Below are 15,529 nucleotides of genomic sequence, written 5' to 3'. Positions count from 1 at the left end.
CCGGGCATACGGATGTTCGTGCTTCGGACCGGAGGCGCGCCAGCGGGAGCGACATGGCTGCCCTGGACCCTCCAGTCGGTCCGGGCGTCGGCCTTCCCGCGGTAGTCCCTGAAACCCCTCGTTCAGGAGCGAATCCGCATGCTTATCGACATGTCGACCAGCACTTCCGGCACCCAGGCCCGGACGGCCGCCCCCACCCGGCGGCGGCACGACGACGCCCCCGACACGGCGGACCTCTTCGCCCGCCTCGTCACCTTGGAGGACGGCTCCGAGCGGGAGGCGGTCCGCGACGAGCTCGTCACGGCCTGGCTGCCCATGGCCCACCGGATCGCCGGCCGGTTCCGCGACCGCGGTGAGTCCGTCGAGGACCTCCGCCAGGTCGCGGCACTCGGCCTGGTCAAGGCGATCGACCGGTATGCCCCCGAGCGGGGAGCCTTCGAGAGCTATGCCGTGCCCACCATCACCGGCGAGGTGAAGCGCCACTTCCGGGACCGCATGTGGGCCCTCAGGGTGCCCCGCCGCATCCAGGAACTCCGCAACAAGGTACGGGTGGCCCGCCGCGAGCTGACCCAGACCCCGGGCAGCCCCGAACCCTCCGCCGCAGACATCGCCGCCCACACCGGGCTCACCGAGGACGAGGTCAACTCGGGCCTGGAAGCCCTCGACAGCTTCAGCACCCTGTCGCTGGACGCCGAACTCTCGGGCGACGAGGACGGGTACAGCCTCGTCGACACCCTCGGCGCGGCGGACTCCGCGTACGACATCGTGATCGACCGCGAGGCCGCCAAGGAAGGCCTGCGCCGCCTGCCCGAACGCGACCGCGCCATCCTCTACATGCGCTACTTCGAGGACATGACACAGAGCCGGATCGCCGACCGGTTCGGCATCTCCCAGATGCATGTCTCCCGCCTCATCAGCCGCAGCTGCGCCCGGGTGCGGGCGGAGGCACTGGGGCAGGCGGGCAGCAACGGGCGGGCGGCCGCGGCTTGAGCGGCCCGCAGCGAGGAGGAGGACCGATGCTGATCCCCCATCCTGCCGTCCTGCGCAGGCTTGTCGAGGAGTACGAGAGCGCGCTGGCCGAGGAGGCCGAGCGCGGCGGCGGGGCGAGCCCGCGGGTTCAGGATCTGGCCTACACCCTGTGCGTGTCGACCGGCACGCGCCACGTGGGGCGGGCCCTGGAAGCAGCCCACCGGCTGCTCGCGGCCACACTGCCGCCGAGATCGCAGGCGCCGGACATCGGAATCCGGTGACACAGGGCATGGGAAAGGCCAACGTCGAGGTTGCTGCCCGGGCGGAGCGTGGCCCGGGCAGCGGGAAGCACACCTGCCCCACGGACCCGGGGAGGCGTCTGTGAACTCCAGTGCCATGGCGCGGAGGGGCAGGCTCGAGGCCGAGCGGGCGGCGCGCGGCTCGGTGACCGAGGGCGCCGCCCGGGCGGGGCTCGCCGCCCGCGGAGTCATCTATCTGCTGGTCGGCGTCCTGGCGCTGCAGATCGCCTTCGGCGACGGCAGTCGGCAGGCGGACCGCGGCGGCGCCCTCGCCACGCTGGCCGGGCAGCCGTTCGGCACCGTGCTGCTGTGGGCGCTCGGTCTCGGGCTGGCCGGCATGGCGGTGTGGGGGCTGTCGGAGGCCGTCTTCGGCTCGGTCGGCCCGGACGGCCGTGCGCCACGAAAGCGGCTGGTCGCCCTCGCCCGCTGCGTCTTCTACGCGGTGGTCGCCTACTCGGTGCTGACGTTCGCGGCGGGTCCCCGCGGCGGCGGCAGCCGATCGAGTGACGTGCAGTCCCGCGACGTCACGGCCCGGGCTCTGGACCTGCCCGGCGGGCAGTGGCTGGTGGGCGCGGCAGGGGCCGGCATTGTCGTGGCGGGCGTGTGGATCGGTGCACAAGCCGTGCGGCGTGACTACCGCGAGCAGCTCAAGCTCGGTGAGATGGCCCCCTGGGCCCGACGGCTGGTGGACGTCACCGGTGTGGCCGGCGGCGCGGCGCGCGGCCTGGTGTTCGCCGCCGCGGGCACCTTCGCCGTGCGCGCCGCGGTCGACTACGACCCGCAGCGGGCGAAGGGGCTCGACGACACGCTGCGCTCGTTCGCCCACACTCCGCTCGGTCCGTCGCTGCTGGCCTGCGTCGCGGCCGGTTTCGCCCTGTTCGGGCTGTTCTCGTTCGCGCTCGCCCGCTGGTGCAAGGTCTGACACGCGCGACACGGGGAACACGGATCTGATGAGCGAATCCGAGTTTCCACCGGAGCACCGGCCCGTCGATCTCTACCTCGGCCTCCTGCGCACCCGGATGGACACGGAGGACTTCCGGCAGCTGCTGGACGTGGTCGAACCGGTCCTGCGGGCGCTCGAGGAGCAGCGCATGCCTTCCGTGGACTTCGCGCTCGGCGGGGAAGAAGGGGAGGGGCTGTCCCAGGAGGTCCGTGACGAGGCCGCCCTGGTCATCGCCGCCGCCGTGACCGGCCGGCTCGACAACGAGGTCGTCGAGATCGACCTCGAGGGGACCGGCCCGGTCAGAGTGATCACCGATGCGGACACCGCCTCGGACCCGGTGCGGCTGGGTGAGATCGCCGACTACATCCGGGAACGGCACCGCCAGGACGAGGAGCTGCGCGGCATCGCCGAGGTGAGCGGTCTGCCCACCGACTTCTGAGGGCGGGGCGCTCACCGCTTCGGCGTCGCCACCGGCACCTTCAGCGGCCGGGCCAGGCCTACCACCGCCTCGTCCAGGCGCTGCAGATGCCGCAGCACCCGGTCGGTGACGCGGCCGTAGCGCGAGCCGCCGGGCACCTCGGAGTCCAGGAGGGCGGCGATGCTCGCCCCCGTCTCGACCTCGACGGCGGCCCGCTCGTCGGCGACCCGCGCGGCGATCGTCCCGATGTTGCGGAGGATGCGCTTGCCGGCCCCCCGCAGCCGCGGATCCGCCGCGATCGAGGGATGCGTAGGCAGCAGCTCGGCCATCGCGGCCAGTGAACGCGCGTGGTACGCGCAGGTCTCCAGCAGTGCGACGACATAGCGGGCGGTGTCGCGCCGGGCCCGCAGCGGAGTGACCGGGTGGGTGAGCGGCTGGGTGGCGGTGCGCAGGTCGGCCAGCGCCTGGTCGAGTTCGCGTGCCCTGTCGAGGAGCTCGGCCGGTTCCCCGCCGCTGAGCTGGTCGACGGCGGCCTCGGTGACGTCGGCGAGCCGGTCCAGGGTGGTGACCAGGAGGTCATTGGTACGGCGGTCGGTGTGCACCGGCAGGACGAACGCAGCCGCGATGATCCCGCAGGCCGCCCCCAGCGCCGTCTCCTCCACCCGCAGCACCAGCACCGACAGGCTGTAGGTGTGCAGCAGCGTGTACAGCACGCCCAGCGCCGCGGTGACGAAGAAGGACATCAGCGTGTAGGACAGCGGGGCGGTGTAGAACATCGCGAACACACACAGCAGCACCAGCGCGAACGCCGTCCACGTGTGGTGCCCGACCAGCCCCGCGAGCAGCAGACCGGCCACCACTCCGAGCACCGTGCCCAGCAGCCGCCGGTAGCCCTTGACCAGGATCTCTCCGGTCGAGGCGGTGTTGATGAACACGATCCAGCAGGTCAGCACCGCCCAGTACCAGCGCTGGCTGGAGAGGAACTCGCCGCCGACGATCGCCAGCGCCGATCCGACCGCGACCTGCACGGCGGCGCGCGTGGTGGGCCGCTGCAGCCCCGTCGGCGCCTCCTCGGAGGCCTCCCCGCCGCCGTCGATCGCCGCGTCCTCCGCGTCCAGTTCCTCGCGTGAGCGGGCCGTCGACGGGGTGTCGTCCGAGTCGTCCTGCGGGCCGTCGAGCGCGATCCGCAGGCCGAGCACCGCGCGGGCGGCCTCGCCCACACCGCGGAAGACGTCCTGCACTGCGGGGGAGGCCTTCGGCAGGTTCTCCTCGTCGCGGTAGCCGAGGAGCCGGTTGCGCAGACGGGCCAGACCGGTTCCCAGGTCCTCGGAGACGGGCCGCAGGACCAGCAGGCGCAGCGCCTCCAGGTCACGGCGCAGGGTCGCCGTCGACTCGTCCTGCACGGGCAGCCGGCCGCCCGGCGGGACGGGCGCGCCCGGCAGGTGCAGGGTCAGCGTGTCCGCCCGCTCGGCGCTGCGGGCCGTCAGCAGCAGCAGTCCGAGGCGTTCGGCGGCGATCTCGGCGTCCGCGATGCGGCGCTGCACGAGCCGGGCCACGGCCTCGTCAGCGGCGCCCTCCTCCAGCCGCCCCTGGATCATCATGGCCGTCTCGTTGAGCCGGGCGGTGCCGTCGCGCACGTCCTGAAGCGCCTTGTCGATCTCGTCCGGGCCGGCGTCGAGAAGAGCGAGCTGTGCGGTCACCAGCTGGGCCAGCCGGGCACGGAAGGCCTCCCGCAGCCGCTGCAGGATGCCCGCGGGCGTCTCGGGCACGAGCGCGAAGCGCACCACGGCGCTGGAGGCGACGGCGACGGCCACGACGCCCCACAGCTGCGGCAGCGCCGACACCGTGGCCCCGACGAACAGGGACATGAAGTAGACCTGGAAGCCGATCAGCCCGAGCGTGGTGCCGCGGTCGCCGAAGCGGCGCGCGTAGACGGCGCAGAAGATGAGCGCGACGAAGAAGAGGTCTCCGCCCACCACCCGGGAGTGCAGCACCGCACCCAGCGACACGGAGGCCAGTGCCACCGCGAGGCCCAGCGCGAGCGTGACGGCCTGCCGCCCGCGCTGCTTCTCCCGGATGGCGAAGGTGGAGACCATCGCCGCGATGGCGCCCGCCACCAGATGGCGCACGTCGGCGCCGAACAGGGAGAGCACGGCCAGCGTGAGGGCGATGGCGCCGACCGTTCTCAGGCCCGCGGCCAGCCGCAGCAACCCGGGATCGGAGGCCGCGACGAGATCGCGCAGCCGTGCCCGGACCGACCATCCCGCTGCCCTCACGCCGCCGTACTCACTCCCGCTTCACGTCATGATCCGGATCTCAGCATGACACGGCGAGACCGGAGCGGCGCCACCCGTCTCACTCCCTGCGGTCCGTTCCCTCGACGTGTGCCCGCACCTCGTCCGGCGTCAGATAGGCGTTGGTGTACTCGAAGTCGTGCAGTTTGGCCGGCTTGCGGGCCTGGAAGCCGGTGCGGACGAAGTCGTCGCCGGCGATCGCGTTGAGCGTCCAGTTCGTGGCGACGCGGACCTTGGCGACGTTGGTGCGCAGCGCCGCCCAGTGGTAGCCGCGGGCCGCGACCTGGGCGGGCAGGCCGCGCAGTTCGATGCCGAGCGGCTTGGAGACGGCGTCCGTGCCACCGAGGTCCACGACCAGACCGAGGTCCTTGTGGACGTACGGCGTCAGGGGCTGGTTGCGCAGGGTCGCGATGACGTTGTCGGCGACGACCTTGCCCTGCCGCATCGCGTGCTGCGCGGTCGGCGGGCAGATCGCCGCCTCGTCGTCCTTGGCCTTGTCCGGCACCGCGGCGGAGTCGCCGAGCGCGAACACGCCGTCGTGGCCCGGCAGTTGCATCTCGGCGTTGACCGCGAGCCGGCCCCGCACGGTCTCCGCGCCGAGCGTGGCGATGAGCGGGCTGGCGACGACGCCGGCGGTCCAGATCAGGGTGTGGGTGGGGATCACCCGGCCGTCGGTGAAGGTGACCTCCTCGGGACCCGCCTTCTCGATGGAGACGCCCAGCGAGACCTCGATGCCGCGCCGCTTCAGGATCTCCTGCGCACTGCGGCCGAGTTTGTCGCCCAGCTCCGGCATCAGCTTCGGGGCGATGTCGATGAGATGCCACTTGATCAGCGCCGGGTCGATGCGCGGGTAGCGTTTGACCGCGGCGTGCGTCAGCTTCTGCAGACAGGCGGCGGTCTCCGTGCCGGCGTATCCGCCGCCGACCACCACGAACTGCAGGCGCGAGGCGCGCTCCGCCGGGTCGTCGCTGGCGTCGGCCAGGTCGAGCTGGGAGATGACGTGGTCGCGGATGTAGGCGGCCTCGGCCAGGGTCTTCATGCCGTACGCGTGATCGGTGAGCCCCGGGATGTCGAAGGTGCGGGTGATGCTGCCGGGGGCCAGCACGATGTAGTCGTACGGCTCGTCGACGATCTGGTCGGTGATGGTGCGGATGACGCAGACCTTGGCCTTCAGGTCGACGCCGATGGCTCCGCCCGGAATGATCCGGGTGCGGTACTTCTTGCTGCGCCGCAGCGAGACCGCGATCGACTGCGGCGTCAGCACGCCGGAGGCGACCTGGGGCAGCAGCGGCAGATAGAGCTGGTAGGCGAACGGCGTCACCAGGGTGACGTCCGCTTCGTCGGGCGCGAGTTTCCGCTCCAGCCGGCGTACGCATTCCACGCCGGCGAAACCTGCGCCAACCACCAGGATCCTGGGTCGTGTCACGGTGTTCATCCCTCTCTGCGGCTCCAGGCGGTCTGCATCCAACGCCCTTCGCATGCCCTGGATCGCTGCTTGCACCACATCGATCCCACCGAGGCCTCAGCCGTTCCGCCAGCTGGGTGCGGCAGGCAGACGAACGCGTCGAGCACCACCATGCCCGCCCGCGTGCCGAAACGCACCGGTCAGGAGTGAACCTTTTGGATCACGTGCCGCACAGGAAGTGGCGAGATCGTGTTCGGCTTGGTCAGCGGAACACGTTGTCGGCCTCGTCCCAGCTCGACAGTTCGTCCGGCACGGTCTGCCGGGGAGCGCGGGTGCGTGCCTGGTACATCGCGTCGATCTCGAACGCGTAGTGCCGCACGATCGCGTCCCGGCGCAGTTTCATCGACGGCGTCAGCAGCCCGTTGGACATGTCGAACTGCTCCGGCAGCACCCGGAAGACCCGGATCGACTCCGAGCGTGAGACGGCGCTGTTGGCCGCGGCCACGGCGCGCCCGATCTCCTCCCGCAGCGCGTTCTCCTCGCGGGCCTGGTGGCTCGGCGTGTCGCTCTGCAGCGACAGGGAACCGCGCCAGTACGCCAGGAACTTCGGATCCAGGGTGATGAGCGCCCCGACACAGGGCCGGTTGTCGCCGACGACGACCGCCTGGTGGATCAGCGGATGCATCCTCAAGCGCTGCTCCAGGGCGGCCGGGGCGACGTTCTTGCCGCTGCTGGTGACGATGATGTCCTTCTTGCGGCCGGTGATCGTCAGATAGCCCTGCGCGTCGATCCGCCCGAGGTCGCCGGTGGCCAGCCAGCCGCCGCGCAGGACGGCCCGCGTCGCCGCCTCGGCGTTGATGTAGCCCTGGAACACCGAGGGGCCGCGGACCAGGATCTCGCCGTCCTCGGCCACGGCGATCTCGTTGCCCGGCAGCGCCTGTCCGACGGTTCCCGACATCTCCCGGCCCAGCGGCTGCGCGGTGACGCCGCCGGCGGCCTCCGTCAGGCCGTACCCGTCGTTCACATAGATTCCGATACCCTCGTAGAAGAGGGTCAGTTCACGGCTGAGGGGCGAACCGCCGGACGTCGCCCGCATCACCCGGCCGCCGATCGCGGCACGCAGCTTGCGGTACACCGTCCGCTCGAACAGGGCGTGCTGCAGGCGCAGATCGAAGCCGGGGCCCGAACCGCCGCCCAGCCGCTGCCGCTCCAGCGCCGCGGCGAAGTCGCGTGCCGTGTCCGCGGCCCGCTCGAACAGCGCGCCGCGGCCCGCCTCCTGGGCGACGCGCAGGAAGTTCTTGTAGATCTTCTCCAGGAGCGAGGGAACCGCGCACAGATAGGTGGGCCGGAAGGAGAGCAGGGACGCCGAGAGCGCTTCCTCGCTCATGTCGGGCTCGTGTGCCATCACCATGCCGCCGCGAACGCACAGGGTCTGCACCAGAAGGCCGTACACGTGCGAGAAGGGCAGGAAGGCGAGCACCGAGGCCTGCTGCTCGCCCGGCGGGATCACGGTGTGGCCCCAGCCCGTCAGCAGTGTGTCGCAGGCGCTCGCCAGGTTGCGGTGGCTGAGCGCACAGCCCAGCGCCCGGCCCGTGGTGCCGGAGGTGTAGCTGATGGCCGCCGTGGAGTCCGGCAGCACGATGCGGCGCAGCGAGTCGACCGTGGCGAGCGGGATGAACCTGCCGCGCTCCCGCAGGTCGTCGAGCGCCCCCGCGTCCAACTGCCAGACATGGCGCAGCAGCGGCAGTGCCCCGCAGACGGAGCCGACCGTCATCACCGCCTGCTCGTCCTCCACCACCACGGCCACGCAGCCCGCGTCCCGCAGGACCCACTCCACCTGATCGCGCGAGGACGTCGGATAGATCGGTACGACTTCGGCGCCGACCGCCCACAGGGCGTGGCTGAGCAGCGTCCACTCGTACCGGGTGCGCGCCATGATCGCGACGCGGTGGCCCGGCGAAATGCCGGACGCGACCAGCCCCTTGGCCAGATCCACCACCTCGTCCCGCACCTCCACGGCGGTCAGCTCCTCCCAGGTGGTGGAGGCGGGGGTGGGGCGCCGCGCCAGCATCGGCAGGGTGGGATTGAGCGCTGCCGTGTCGAAGATCGTGTCGGCCAGTCCGCCGGTCAGGGGCGAGACGGTGGGGGGAGCGAGGGCGAAGTCCCGCATGCGCTGCTCCTGAGCTGTACGGAGGGTGACCATGCCGACGAGTTCCGTTGTCGACGGTGCTCGAATCTAGCCCAGGTGGGTGCGGATGGTGACCGGAACCTGCGAAGTTGCGGATCCGTGATGATCAGGCCTGGGTGTGGCGCACGCACCCCGTGACGACCTCCCGCAGATTGCGGTTGCGCGCCAGGAGTTCACGCTGCACCTGCGCGCCGGTGCCGCCTTTCAGCAGCCGGACGCACGTCTCCCGGGCACGCTCCAGGTCGCCGCTGTCGGCGAGCGCGCCGCCGATGTGTTCCAGCAGCGCCCCCACCACGCTCTCGGCGGACTGCCGCCGCATGGTCACCGGGTGCAGCAGCTCGTCGGCGAGACCGGAGCGCGCGGCCTGCCAGGCAGCCAGCCGGAGCAGGCTGACACTGTGATTGAGAGGCGGGTGGCCGTCCCACCACTCCCGCGCGGCGGTCTCCACGAGCCCCCGGGTCAGCGTGGCGACGAGGGCGGCCGTAGCGGCGTGCAGGCAGACGTCCGCGACCCGGACCTCGACGGTCGGGTACTGCCGGGACAGACGTGCGTCGAAGTAGATCATCCCCTCGTCGAGGATCACCCCGCTGGCGACCATGTCCGCCACTCGTCCGTGATAGCGCTCGGCCGAGCCGAAGACCTCGGTGGGTCCGGCCGACGGCCAGCGCTGCCACACCCGGCTGCGATAGCTGTTGTAGCGGGTGTCCCTGCCCTGCCAGAACGGGGAGTTGGCACTGAGCGCGGAGATCACCGAAAGCCAGGGCCGGATGCGGTCGAGGACCGCGACGCCCTCCTCGTCGGAGTCGACGGAGACATGGACGTGACAGCCGAGCACGAGCTGCTGCTGTACGGCGATGCCGTACTGCTCCTCCATCCACTGGTAGCGGCTTCCCCTGGTGACGGTCGGGCTGACGGGCAGGGGTGAGGTGGCGAGCGCGGCCACCGTGCACCCGATTCCCCCGGCGTGCCGGGCGGCCTCCCGGCGACAGCGCACGATCTCCGCGCCGAGGTCCGCCATGTCGGCCTGGGGATGCGTGTTGAACTCCAGCATCTGGTTGTACAGCTCTTTCTCGAACACGCCCTCGCACGTGTCGTCCCGCGCCGCACGGGCGAGCACCGCTGCGGACAGTGCCTTGGGCTCGCCCGTCTCCGGATGCACCAGGAGGAGTTCCTCCTCCACTCCGACGGTGCGCACGTGAGGCCGCCTTTCTGTGGCCGCGCTGCGGCTACGACGAGGACCGAGTACCCCGCCTGACCGGTCACAGCAACGGGGTCAGCCAGATCGTGGCGAGCGGCGGCAGGGTGAGCGTGATGCTTTGCTCCTCCACCTTGACGTCGTCGGGGTTGGCGACGTCGCTGCCGCCGTAGCGCATGGCATCGGTGTTGAGGATCTCCCGCCAGGCGGGCACCTCGTCGGGCGCCCAGAGGCGGTAGTCGTGACGCACGACGGGGGAGAAGTTGGAGACCGCGAGGAGCGGGCTGCCGTCGGTGGCGAAGCGCAGGAACGCGAAGATGTTGTCCTCCGCGGCGTCCCCCATCACCCACTGGAACCCGCAGGGCCGGGTGTCCTGCTGCCACAGCGCGGGGGTGCGGCGGTAGACCGCGTTGAGGTCGCACACCAGGTCGCGGACCCCGCGGTGGTCGGACTCCGCGCCGTAGCCGGGATCGACCAGCCACCAGTCCGGCCCGTGCTCCTGGGACCATTCGGAGCCCTGGGCGAACTCCTGCCCCATGAACAGGAGCTGCTTGCCGGGGTGGGCCCACATGAACCCGAGATACGCCCGGTGGTTGGCGCGTCGCTGCCACCAGTCGCCGGGCATCTTCGACACCAGCGCCTGCTTGCCGTGCACCACTTCGTCGTGCGAGATGGGCAGCACGTAGTTCTCGCTGTAGGCGTACACCATCGAGAAGGTCATCTCGTTGTGGTGGTACTTGCGGTGCACCGGCTCGTGCTCCATGTAGCCGAGGGAGTCGTGCATCCAGCCCATGTTCCACTTCAGGCCGAAGCCCAGCCCGCCGCTGTCGGTGGGGCGGGTGACCCCGTCCCACGCCGTGGACTCCTCCGCGATGGTCACTACGCCGGGTGCCCGCCGGTACACGGTCGCGTTCATCTCCTGCAGGAACGCCACCGCGTCCAGGTCCTCCCGCCCTCCGTGCACGTTCGGCGTCCACTGGCCCGAGTCGCGCGAGTAGTCCAGGTAGAGCATGGAGGCCACGGCGTCCACCCGCAGACCGTCGATGTGGAACTCTTCGCACCAGTAAACAGCGTTCGCCACGAGGAAGTTGCGCACCTCGATGCGCCCGAAGTCGAACTCGTAGGTCCCCCAGTCCGGATGCTCGGCCCGCCGGGAGTCCCCCGGTTCGTACAGCGGATCCCCGTCGAACCGCGCCAGCGCCCAGTCGTCCTTGGGGAAGTGGGCGGGCACCCAGTCCATGATCACGCCGATCCCGGCCCGGTGCAGGGCGTCGATCAGGTACTTGAAGTCGTCGGGCGTACCCAGCCGTGACATCGGCGCGTAGAAGCCGGTGACCTGGTAGCCCCAGGAACCGGCGAAAGGGTGCTGGGCGACCGGCATGAACTCGACGTGGGTGAATCCCAGACCGCTCACGTACGGCGGCAGCTGCTCGGCGAGTTGACGGTAGGTCAGCCCGTGCCGCCAGGAGGGGAGATGGATCTCGTAGACCGAGAAGGGTGCCTCGTGCACCGGGAGGTCACCGCGGTGCGCCATCCACTCGTCGTCGCCCCACTCGTAGTGCGAGGCGTGTACGACCGACGCCGTGTCCGGCGGGACCTGCGCGTACCGCGCCATGGGGTCGGCCTTGAGGAAACGGCCGCCGTAGCGGGAGGTGATCTCGAACTTGTAGAGCGCGCCCTCCCCGATACCGGGCACGAACAGCTCCCACACCCCCGAGGCGCCCAGGGACCGCATCGGCAGGGCCGTTCCGTCCCAGCAGGTGAAGTCCCCGGCGACCCGGACCCCCTGGGCGTTCGGCGCCCACACGGTGAACCGCGTGCCGCTCACGCCCTCGTGCTCCATGGGCTCGGCGCCGAGCGCCTTCCACAGTTGCTCGTGCCGGCCCTCGCGGATCAGATGAAGGTCGAGCTCACCGAGGGCGGGCAGGAAACGGTACGGGTCTGCCGTCTCGTGCTCGCCGTCCGCGTACCGCACCAGCAGCGTGTACGCGGGGATCGCGTCGAGTGGCAGCACTCCGGAGAACAGGCCGTCGCCCTCCGAGGCCAGCGTGCGCCGTTTCCCGTCGACGACGACGCTCACCGCGCGGGCGTAGGGTCGCAGCGCCCGGAAGACGATGCCGCCCGGGACCGGGTGGGCGCCCAGCAGCGCATGAGGGTCGTGGTGCCGGCCGGAGAGCAGGCGTTCGCGTTCGCCGGGATCCAGGGCGGGCGCGGTCGCGCATCCGGCCGTGACCGGTCCGGACGGCTCGGGGAGCGAGGTGTCACGCAGGGCCACGGGTTCAGCCTCCTCTTACGGCGAGACGCTCGATCGCCGCCATCGGTACGGGGAGCCAGTCCGGCCGGTGCCGGGCTTCGTACAGGACCTCGTACACGGCTCGATCGGTCTCATAGGCACGCAGCAGTCCGTGCTTCTTGCGCGGGTCCCAGCCGGCCCGCTCGGCATAGCCCGCGCAGTAGGCCTCGCGGCAGCGGCGCGCCCACTCCGGGCGCCACGGGCGGCGCTGGCGGGCGGCGTAGTCGAAGGAGCGCAGCATGCCCGCGATGTCCCGCACCGGGGACTGGGTGCTGCGCCGCTCCGCGAGCGGGCGGGACGGCTCGCCCTCGAAGTCGATGACGAACCAGTCCCGGCCGGCCCGCAGCACCTGCCCCAGGTGCAGGTCGCCGTGGATGCGCTGGGCGGGCGGCCCCGGATCGCAGGCGACGAGCGCGCCGAAGGCGGTGCGCAGCCGGGGCACGTACGGGCGCAGCGCCGGTACACAGTGGGCCGCGGCGTCCAGGCGCTCGGTCATGGCCGCGGCCGTCCGCACGCTCTCGTCGTGGGCCCCGGCCGGGAAGGCGGCCGCCAGCGCGAGGTGCACCTCCGCGGTGGCCCGGCCCAGCTCGCGGGCCTGCACGGTGAACTCGTCGCCGGCGGCGAGCGCCTGCAGGGCCAGCGCCCAGCCGTCGGAGGCATCCGGCAGAAACGGCTGCAGCACACCGAGCGTCGCCTGCTGCGGATGCGTCGTGCGGAACCACGCCACCGGCGCCGGCACCCGTCCGCAGCCCTGCCCGGCCAGCGCACTCGGCACCTCCAGGTCGGGGTTGATGCCGGGCTGCACGCGCCGGAACACCTTCAGGATGAACTCGTCGCCGTACACCAGGGAGGAGTTGGACTGCTCGGCCTCCAGCACCCGCGGCACCAGCCCGGCGGGCACATGCACGGACGGGTCGGCCTCGAAGCGCAGCGGGCCCGCCGCACCGGGCTGCCGCAGCCGCTCCAGGAGCAACTGCGCCGAACGGGGGTCCTGCAGCGCGTCGTACACCGTCAGACCGGCCAGCGGGCCCTCCTCCGCCCTGCCGATCAGGGCCCGTCCGAGCCTCGGCGACATGTGCCGGCGCACGCCGAGCAGCAGCTGGTAGCAGTCACCGGCCGGGGTGGCGCCGCTGGGCGCGGGCAGGCCGCTCTGACCGGTGTGCACCAGCAGATGCAGACAGCCGGGGAACAGCTCCGTCATGGACAGCAGGCCGAGGTCCGTGACGGGCCGGTCCTTGCCCGCGAACCAGCGCTGCCGCGGCAGCCACTCGCGCAGCAGCCCGGCGAGCGAGGCCATGGGCCCGGCGGCGAGGCTGGTTCTTGGGCGGAGCGATGCGGTCTTCGCCATGGTGACGCGTCCTTTCCTCGCCTCACGCTCGAGGGCGGCGGCCGATGCGGGATGCGACTCGGGTGAGCCGGAACCAGTAGAAGCCGTGGCCGGCGAGGGTCAGCAGGTACGGCAGCTCACCGATGGCCGGGAAGCGCACCCCGCCGATGAGCTCCACGGGATGGCGCCCGTCGTAGGCCCGCAGATCGAGCTCGGTGGGCTGCGCGAACCGGGAGAAGTTGTTCACGCACAGCACCAGGTCGTCGCCGTACTCCCGCAGGAAGGCCAGTACCGCCGGGTTGGAGGAGGGGAGTTCCGTGAAGGACCCGAGGCCGAAGGCCGGGTTCTGCTTGCGGATCTCGATCATCCGGCGGGTCCAGTGCAGCAGCGAGGACGGGTCGGACATCGACGCCTCGACGTTGGTGACCTGGTAGCCGTAGACGGGGTCCATGATGGTCGGCAGGAACAGCCGCCCCGGATCGCAGGACGAGAAACCCGAATTACGGTCGGGTGTCCACTGCATCGGGGTGCGTACGGCGTCCCGGTCGCCGAGCCAGATGTTGTCGCCCATGCCGATCTCGTCGCCGTAGTAGAGGATCGGCGAGCCGGGCAGCGACAGGAGCAGAGCGGTGAACAGCTCGATCTGGTTCTCGTCGTTGTCCAAGAGCGGGGCGAGCCTGCGCCTGATACCGATGTTGGCGCGCATGCGGGGGTCTTTCGCGTACTCCGCCCACATGTAGTCGCGTTCCTCGTCGGTGACCATTTCCAGGGTCAGCTCGTCGTGGTTGCGCAGGAAGATGCCCCACTGGCAGCCCGCGGGGATGGCGGGGGTCTTGGCGAGGATTTCCGAGACGGGGTAGCGGGATTCCCGTCGTACCGCCATGAAGATGCGGGGCATGACGGGGAAGTGGAATGCCATGTGGCATTCGTCGCCGCCGTTCTGGAAGTCGCCGAAGTAGTCGACGACGTCCTCCGGCCACTGGTTGGCCTCCGCCAGCAGCACGGTGTCCGGGTACATCGCGTCGATCTCGCGCCGGACGCGCCTGAGGAACGCGTGGGTGGCGGGCAGGTTCTCGCAGTTGGTGCCCTCGGCCGCGTACAGATAGGGCACGGCGTCGAGGCGGAAGCCGTCGATGCCCAGGTCCAGCCAGAAACGCAGGGCGGCCAGGATCTCCTCCTGCACCGCCGGGTTCTCGTAGTTGAGGTCCGGCTGGTGGGAGAAGAAGCGGTGGAAGAAGTACTGTCCGCGGACCGGGTCGAAGGTCCAGTTGGAGACCTCGGTGTCGACGAAGATGATCCGCGCGTCGGCATACTGCTTGTCGTCGTCGGCCCACATGTAATAGTCCCCGTAGGGGCCGTCCGGGTCTTTTCTCGATTCCTGGAACCACGGGTGCTGGTCGCTGGTGTGGTTCATGACGAAGTCGATGATGACGCGCATGCCGCGCTGGTGGGCGGCGTCGACGAACTCGACGAAGTCGGCGAGATCACCGAATTCGGGCAGGACCGACGTGTAGTCGGAGACGTCGTAGCCGCCGTCGCGGAGGGGTGACTTGAAGAAGGGCGGCAGCCACAGGCAGTCGACGCCCAGCCACTGCAGATAGTCGAGTTTGGCGGTGATGCCCTTGAGGTCGCCGATGCCGTCGCCGTTGCTGTCCTGGAACGAACGGACGAGGACCTCGTAGAACACGGCACGCTTGAACCACTCCGGGTCCCGGTCCTTGGCGGGAGTGTCCTCGAAGGTGTCCGGGACGGGCTGGTTGACGGTCATGTCGCTCTGAATCTCCGATCGGTGGCTACGCGGACGACTGCTGGATGTGGAGCACGTGTGCCGGGGCCCGCCCGGGATCCAGGCGCACATAGTTGGTTCTGCCCCAGTGATAGGTCTCACCCGTCAGTTCGTCGTGCGCGGACATGAATGCGTGCCACTCCAGACCGAGTTGCGGCATGTCCAACGAGACCGTGGCCTCCTGGGTGTGGTGCGGGTCGAGGTTGACGACGACGAGGACCGTGTCCCGGCCCGTGGTCTTGCTGTACGCGATGACCATGTCGTTGTCGGTGTGGTGGAAGCGTAGGTTCCTGAGGCGCTGAAGAGCCGGATGACGCCGCCGGATGGTGTTGAGCCGGGTGATGAGGGGGGTGATGGTGCGGCCTTCGCGTTCGGCCGTTTCCCAGTCGCGGGGGCGCAGCTGGTATTTCTC

Annotated in this window: 12 protein-coding genes; 4 read left to right on the top strand and 8 right to left on the bottom strand. The window is 70.8% G+C overall.

Annotated features, from left to right (window positions below; all coding sequences use genetic code 11):
• The first annotated feature begins 138 nt into the window (after positions 1-138).
• From ACFY1U_RS42180 to ACFY1U_RS42165, 4 genes are all read left to right on the top strand, one after another.
• Positions 139-990: a SigB/SigF/SigG family RNA polymerase sigma factor gene (locus tag ACFY1U_RS42180; RefSeq protein ID WP_390699379.1), complete on the top strand. Its 852-nt coding sequence runs from the start codon at positions 139-141 to the stop codon at positions 988-990.
• Between the two features lie 26 nt (positions 991-1,016).
• Complete coding sequence (locus ACFY1U_RS42175) at positions 1,017-1,250, top strand: DUF5133 domain-containing protein (RefSeq protein WP_390699378.1); 234 nt, start codon at positions 1,017-1,019, stop codon at positions 1,248-1,250.
• Positions 1,251-1,350: 100 nt separating this feature from the next.
• Positions 1,351-2,190: a DUF1206 domain-containing protein gene (locus tag ACFY1U_RS42170; RefSeq protein WP_390699377.1), complete on the top strand. Its 840-nt coding sequence runs from the start codon at positions 1,351-1,353 to the stop codon at positions 2,188-2,190.
• 28 nt (positions 2,191-2,218) lie between these two features.
• A complete protein-coding gene (locus ACFY1U_RS42165; protein ID WP_390699375.1) occupies positions 2,219-2,650 on the top strand; it encodes a hypothetical protein in 432 nt (143 codons plus the stop codon).
• Between the two features lie 11 nt (positions 2,651-2,661).
• On the opposite strand, the gene ACFY1U_RS42160 is transcribed toward ACFY1U_RS42165, so the two are convergent.
• The 8 genes from ACFY1U_RS42160 to ACFY1U_RS42125 form a co-directional block, all read right to left on the bottom strand.
• Positions 2,662-4,905, bottom strand: coding sequence for an FUSC family protein (locus ACFY1U_RS42160; RefSeq protein ID WP_390699374.1), 2,244 nt, complete (start codon positions 4,903-4,905; stop codon positions 2,662-2,664).
• 79 nt (positions 4,906-4,984) lie between these two features.
• Entirely contained in the window at positions 4,985-6,358 is a 1,374-nt protein-coding gene (locus ACFY1U_RS42155; protein ID WP_390699373.1) for an NAD(P)/FAD-dependent oxidoreductase, read from the bottom strand.
• A gap of 232 nt (positions 6,359-6,590) precedes the next feature.
• Positions 6,591-8,498, bottom strand: a complete 1,908-nt coding sequence (locus ACFY1U_RS42150) for an AMP-dependent synthetase/ligase (protein ID WP_390699372.1) — start codon at positions 8,496-8,498, stop codon at positions 6,591-6,593.
• A gap of 124 nt (positions 8,499-8,622) precedes the next feature.
• Positions 8,623-9,711 (bottom strand): glutamate--cysteine ligase, encoded by a 1,089-nt coding sequence (locus ACFY1U_RS42145; protein ID WP_390699371.1) that lies wholly within the window; start codon positions 9,709-9,711, stop codon positions 8,623-8,625.
• A 64-nt stretch (positions 9,712-9,775) separates the two neighbouring features.
• Positions 9,776-11,986 carry a 1,4-alpha-glucan branching enzyme gene (gene glgB, locus ACFY1U_RS42140; RefSeq protein ID WP_390699369.1) on the bottom strand — a complete coding sequence of 737 codons (2,211 nt, stop codon included), beginning with the start codon at positions 11,984-11,986 and terminating at the stop codon, positions 9,776-9,778.
• Positions 11,987-11,990: 4 nt separating this feature from the next.
• On the bottom strand, positions 11,991-13,352 hold the full coding sequence (locus ACFY1U_RS42135; protein WP_390699368.1) for a maltokinase: 1,362 nt from the start codon (positions 13,350-13,352) through the stop codon (positions 11,991-11,993).
• 22 nt (positions 13,353-13,374) lie between these two features.
• A complete protein-coding gene (gene treS / locus ACFY1U_RS42130; RefSeq protein ID WP_390699366.1) occupies positions 13,375-15,099 on the bottom strand; it encodes a maltose alpha-D-glucosyltransferase in 1,725 nt (574 codons plus the stop codon).
• Positions 15,100-15,124: 25 nt separating this feature from the next.
• A partial coding sequence (locus ACFY1U_RS42125; RefSeq protein WP_390699365.1) for an alpha-glucosidase C-terminal domain-containing protein occupies positions 15,125-15,529 on the bottom strand: 405 nt, incomplete at its 5' end.

Origin of the sequence: Streptomyces sp. NPDC001351 (assembly GCF_042896045.1) — a bacterium.
Classification (GTDB): domain Bacteria; phylum Actinomycetota; class Actinomycetes; order Streptomycetales; family Streptomycetaceae; genus Streptomyces.
This window is presented reverse-complemented; position numbering and strand designations above follow the sequence as displayed.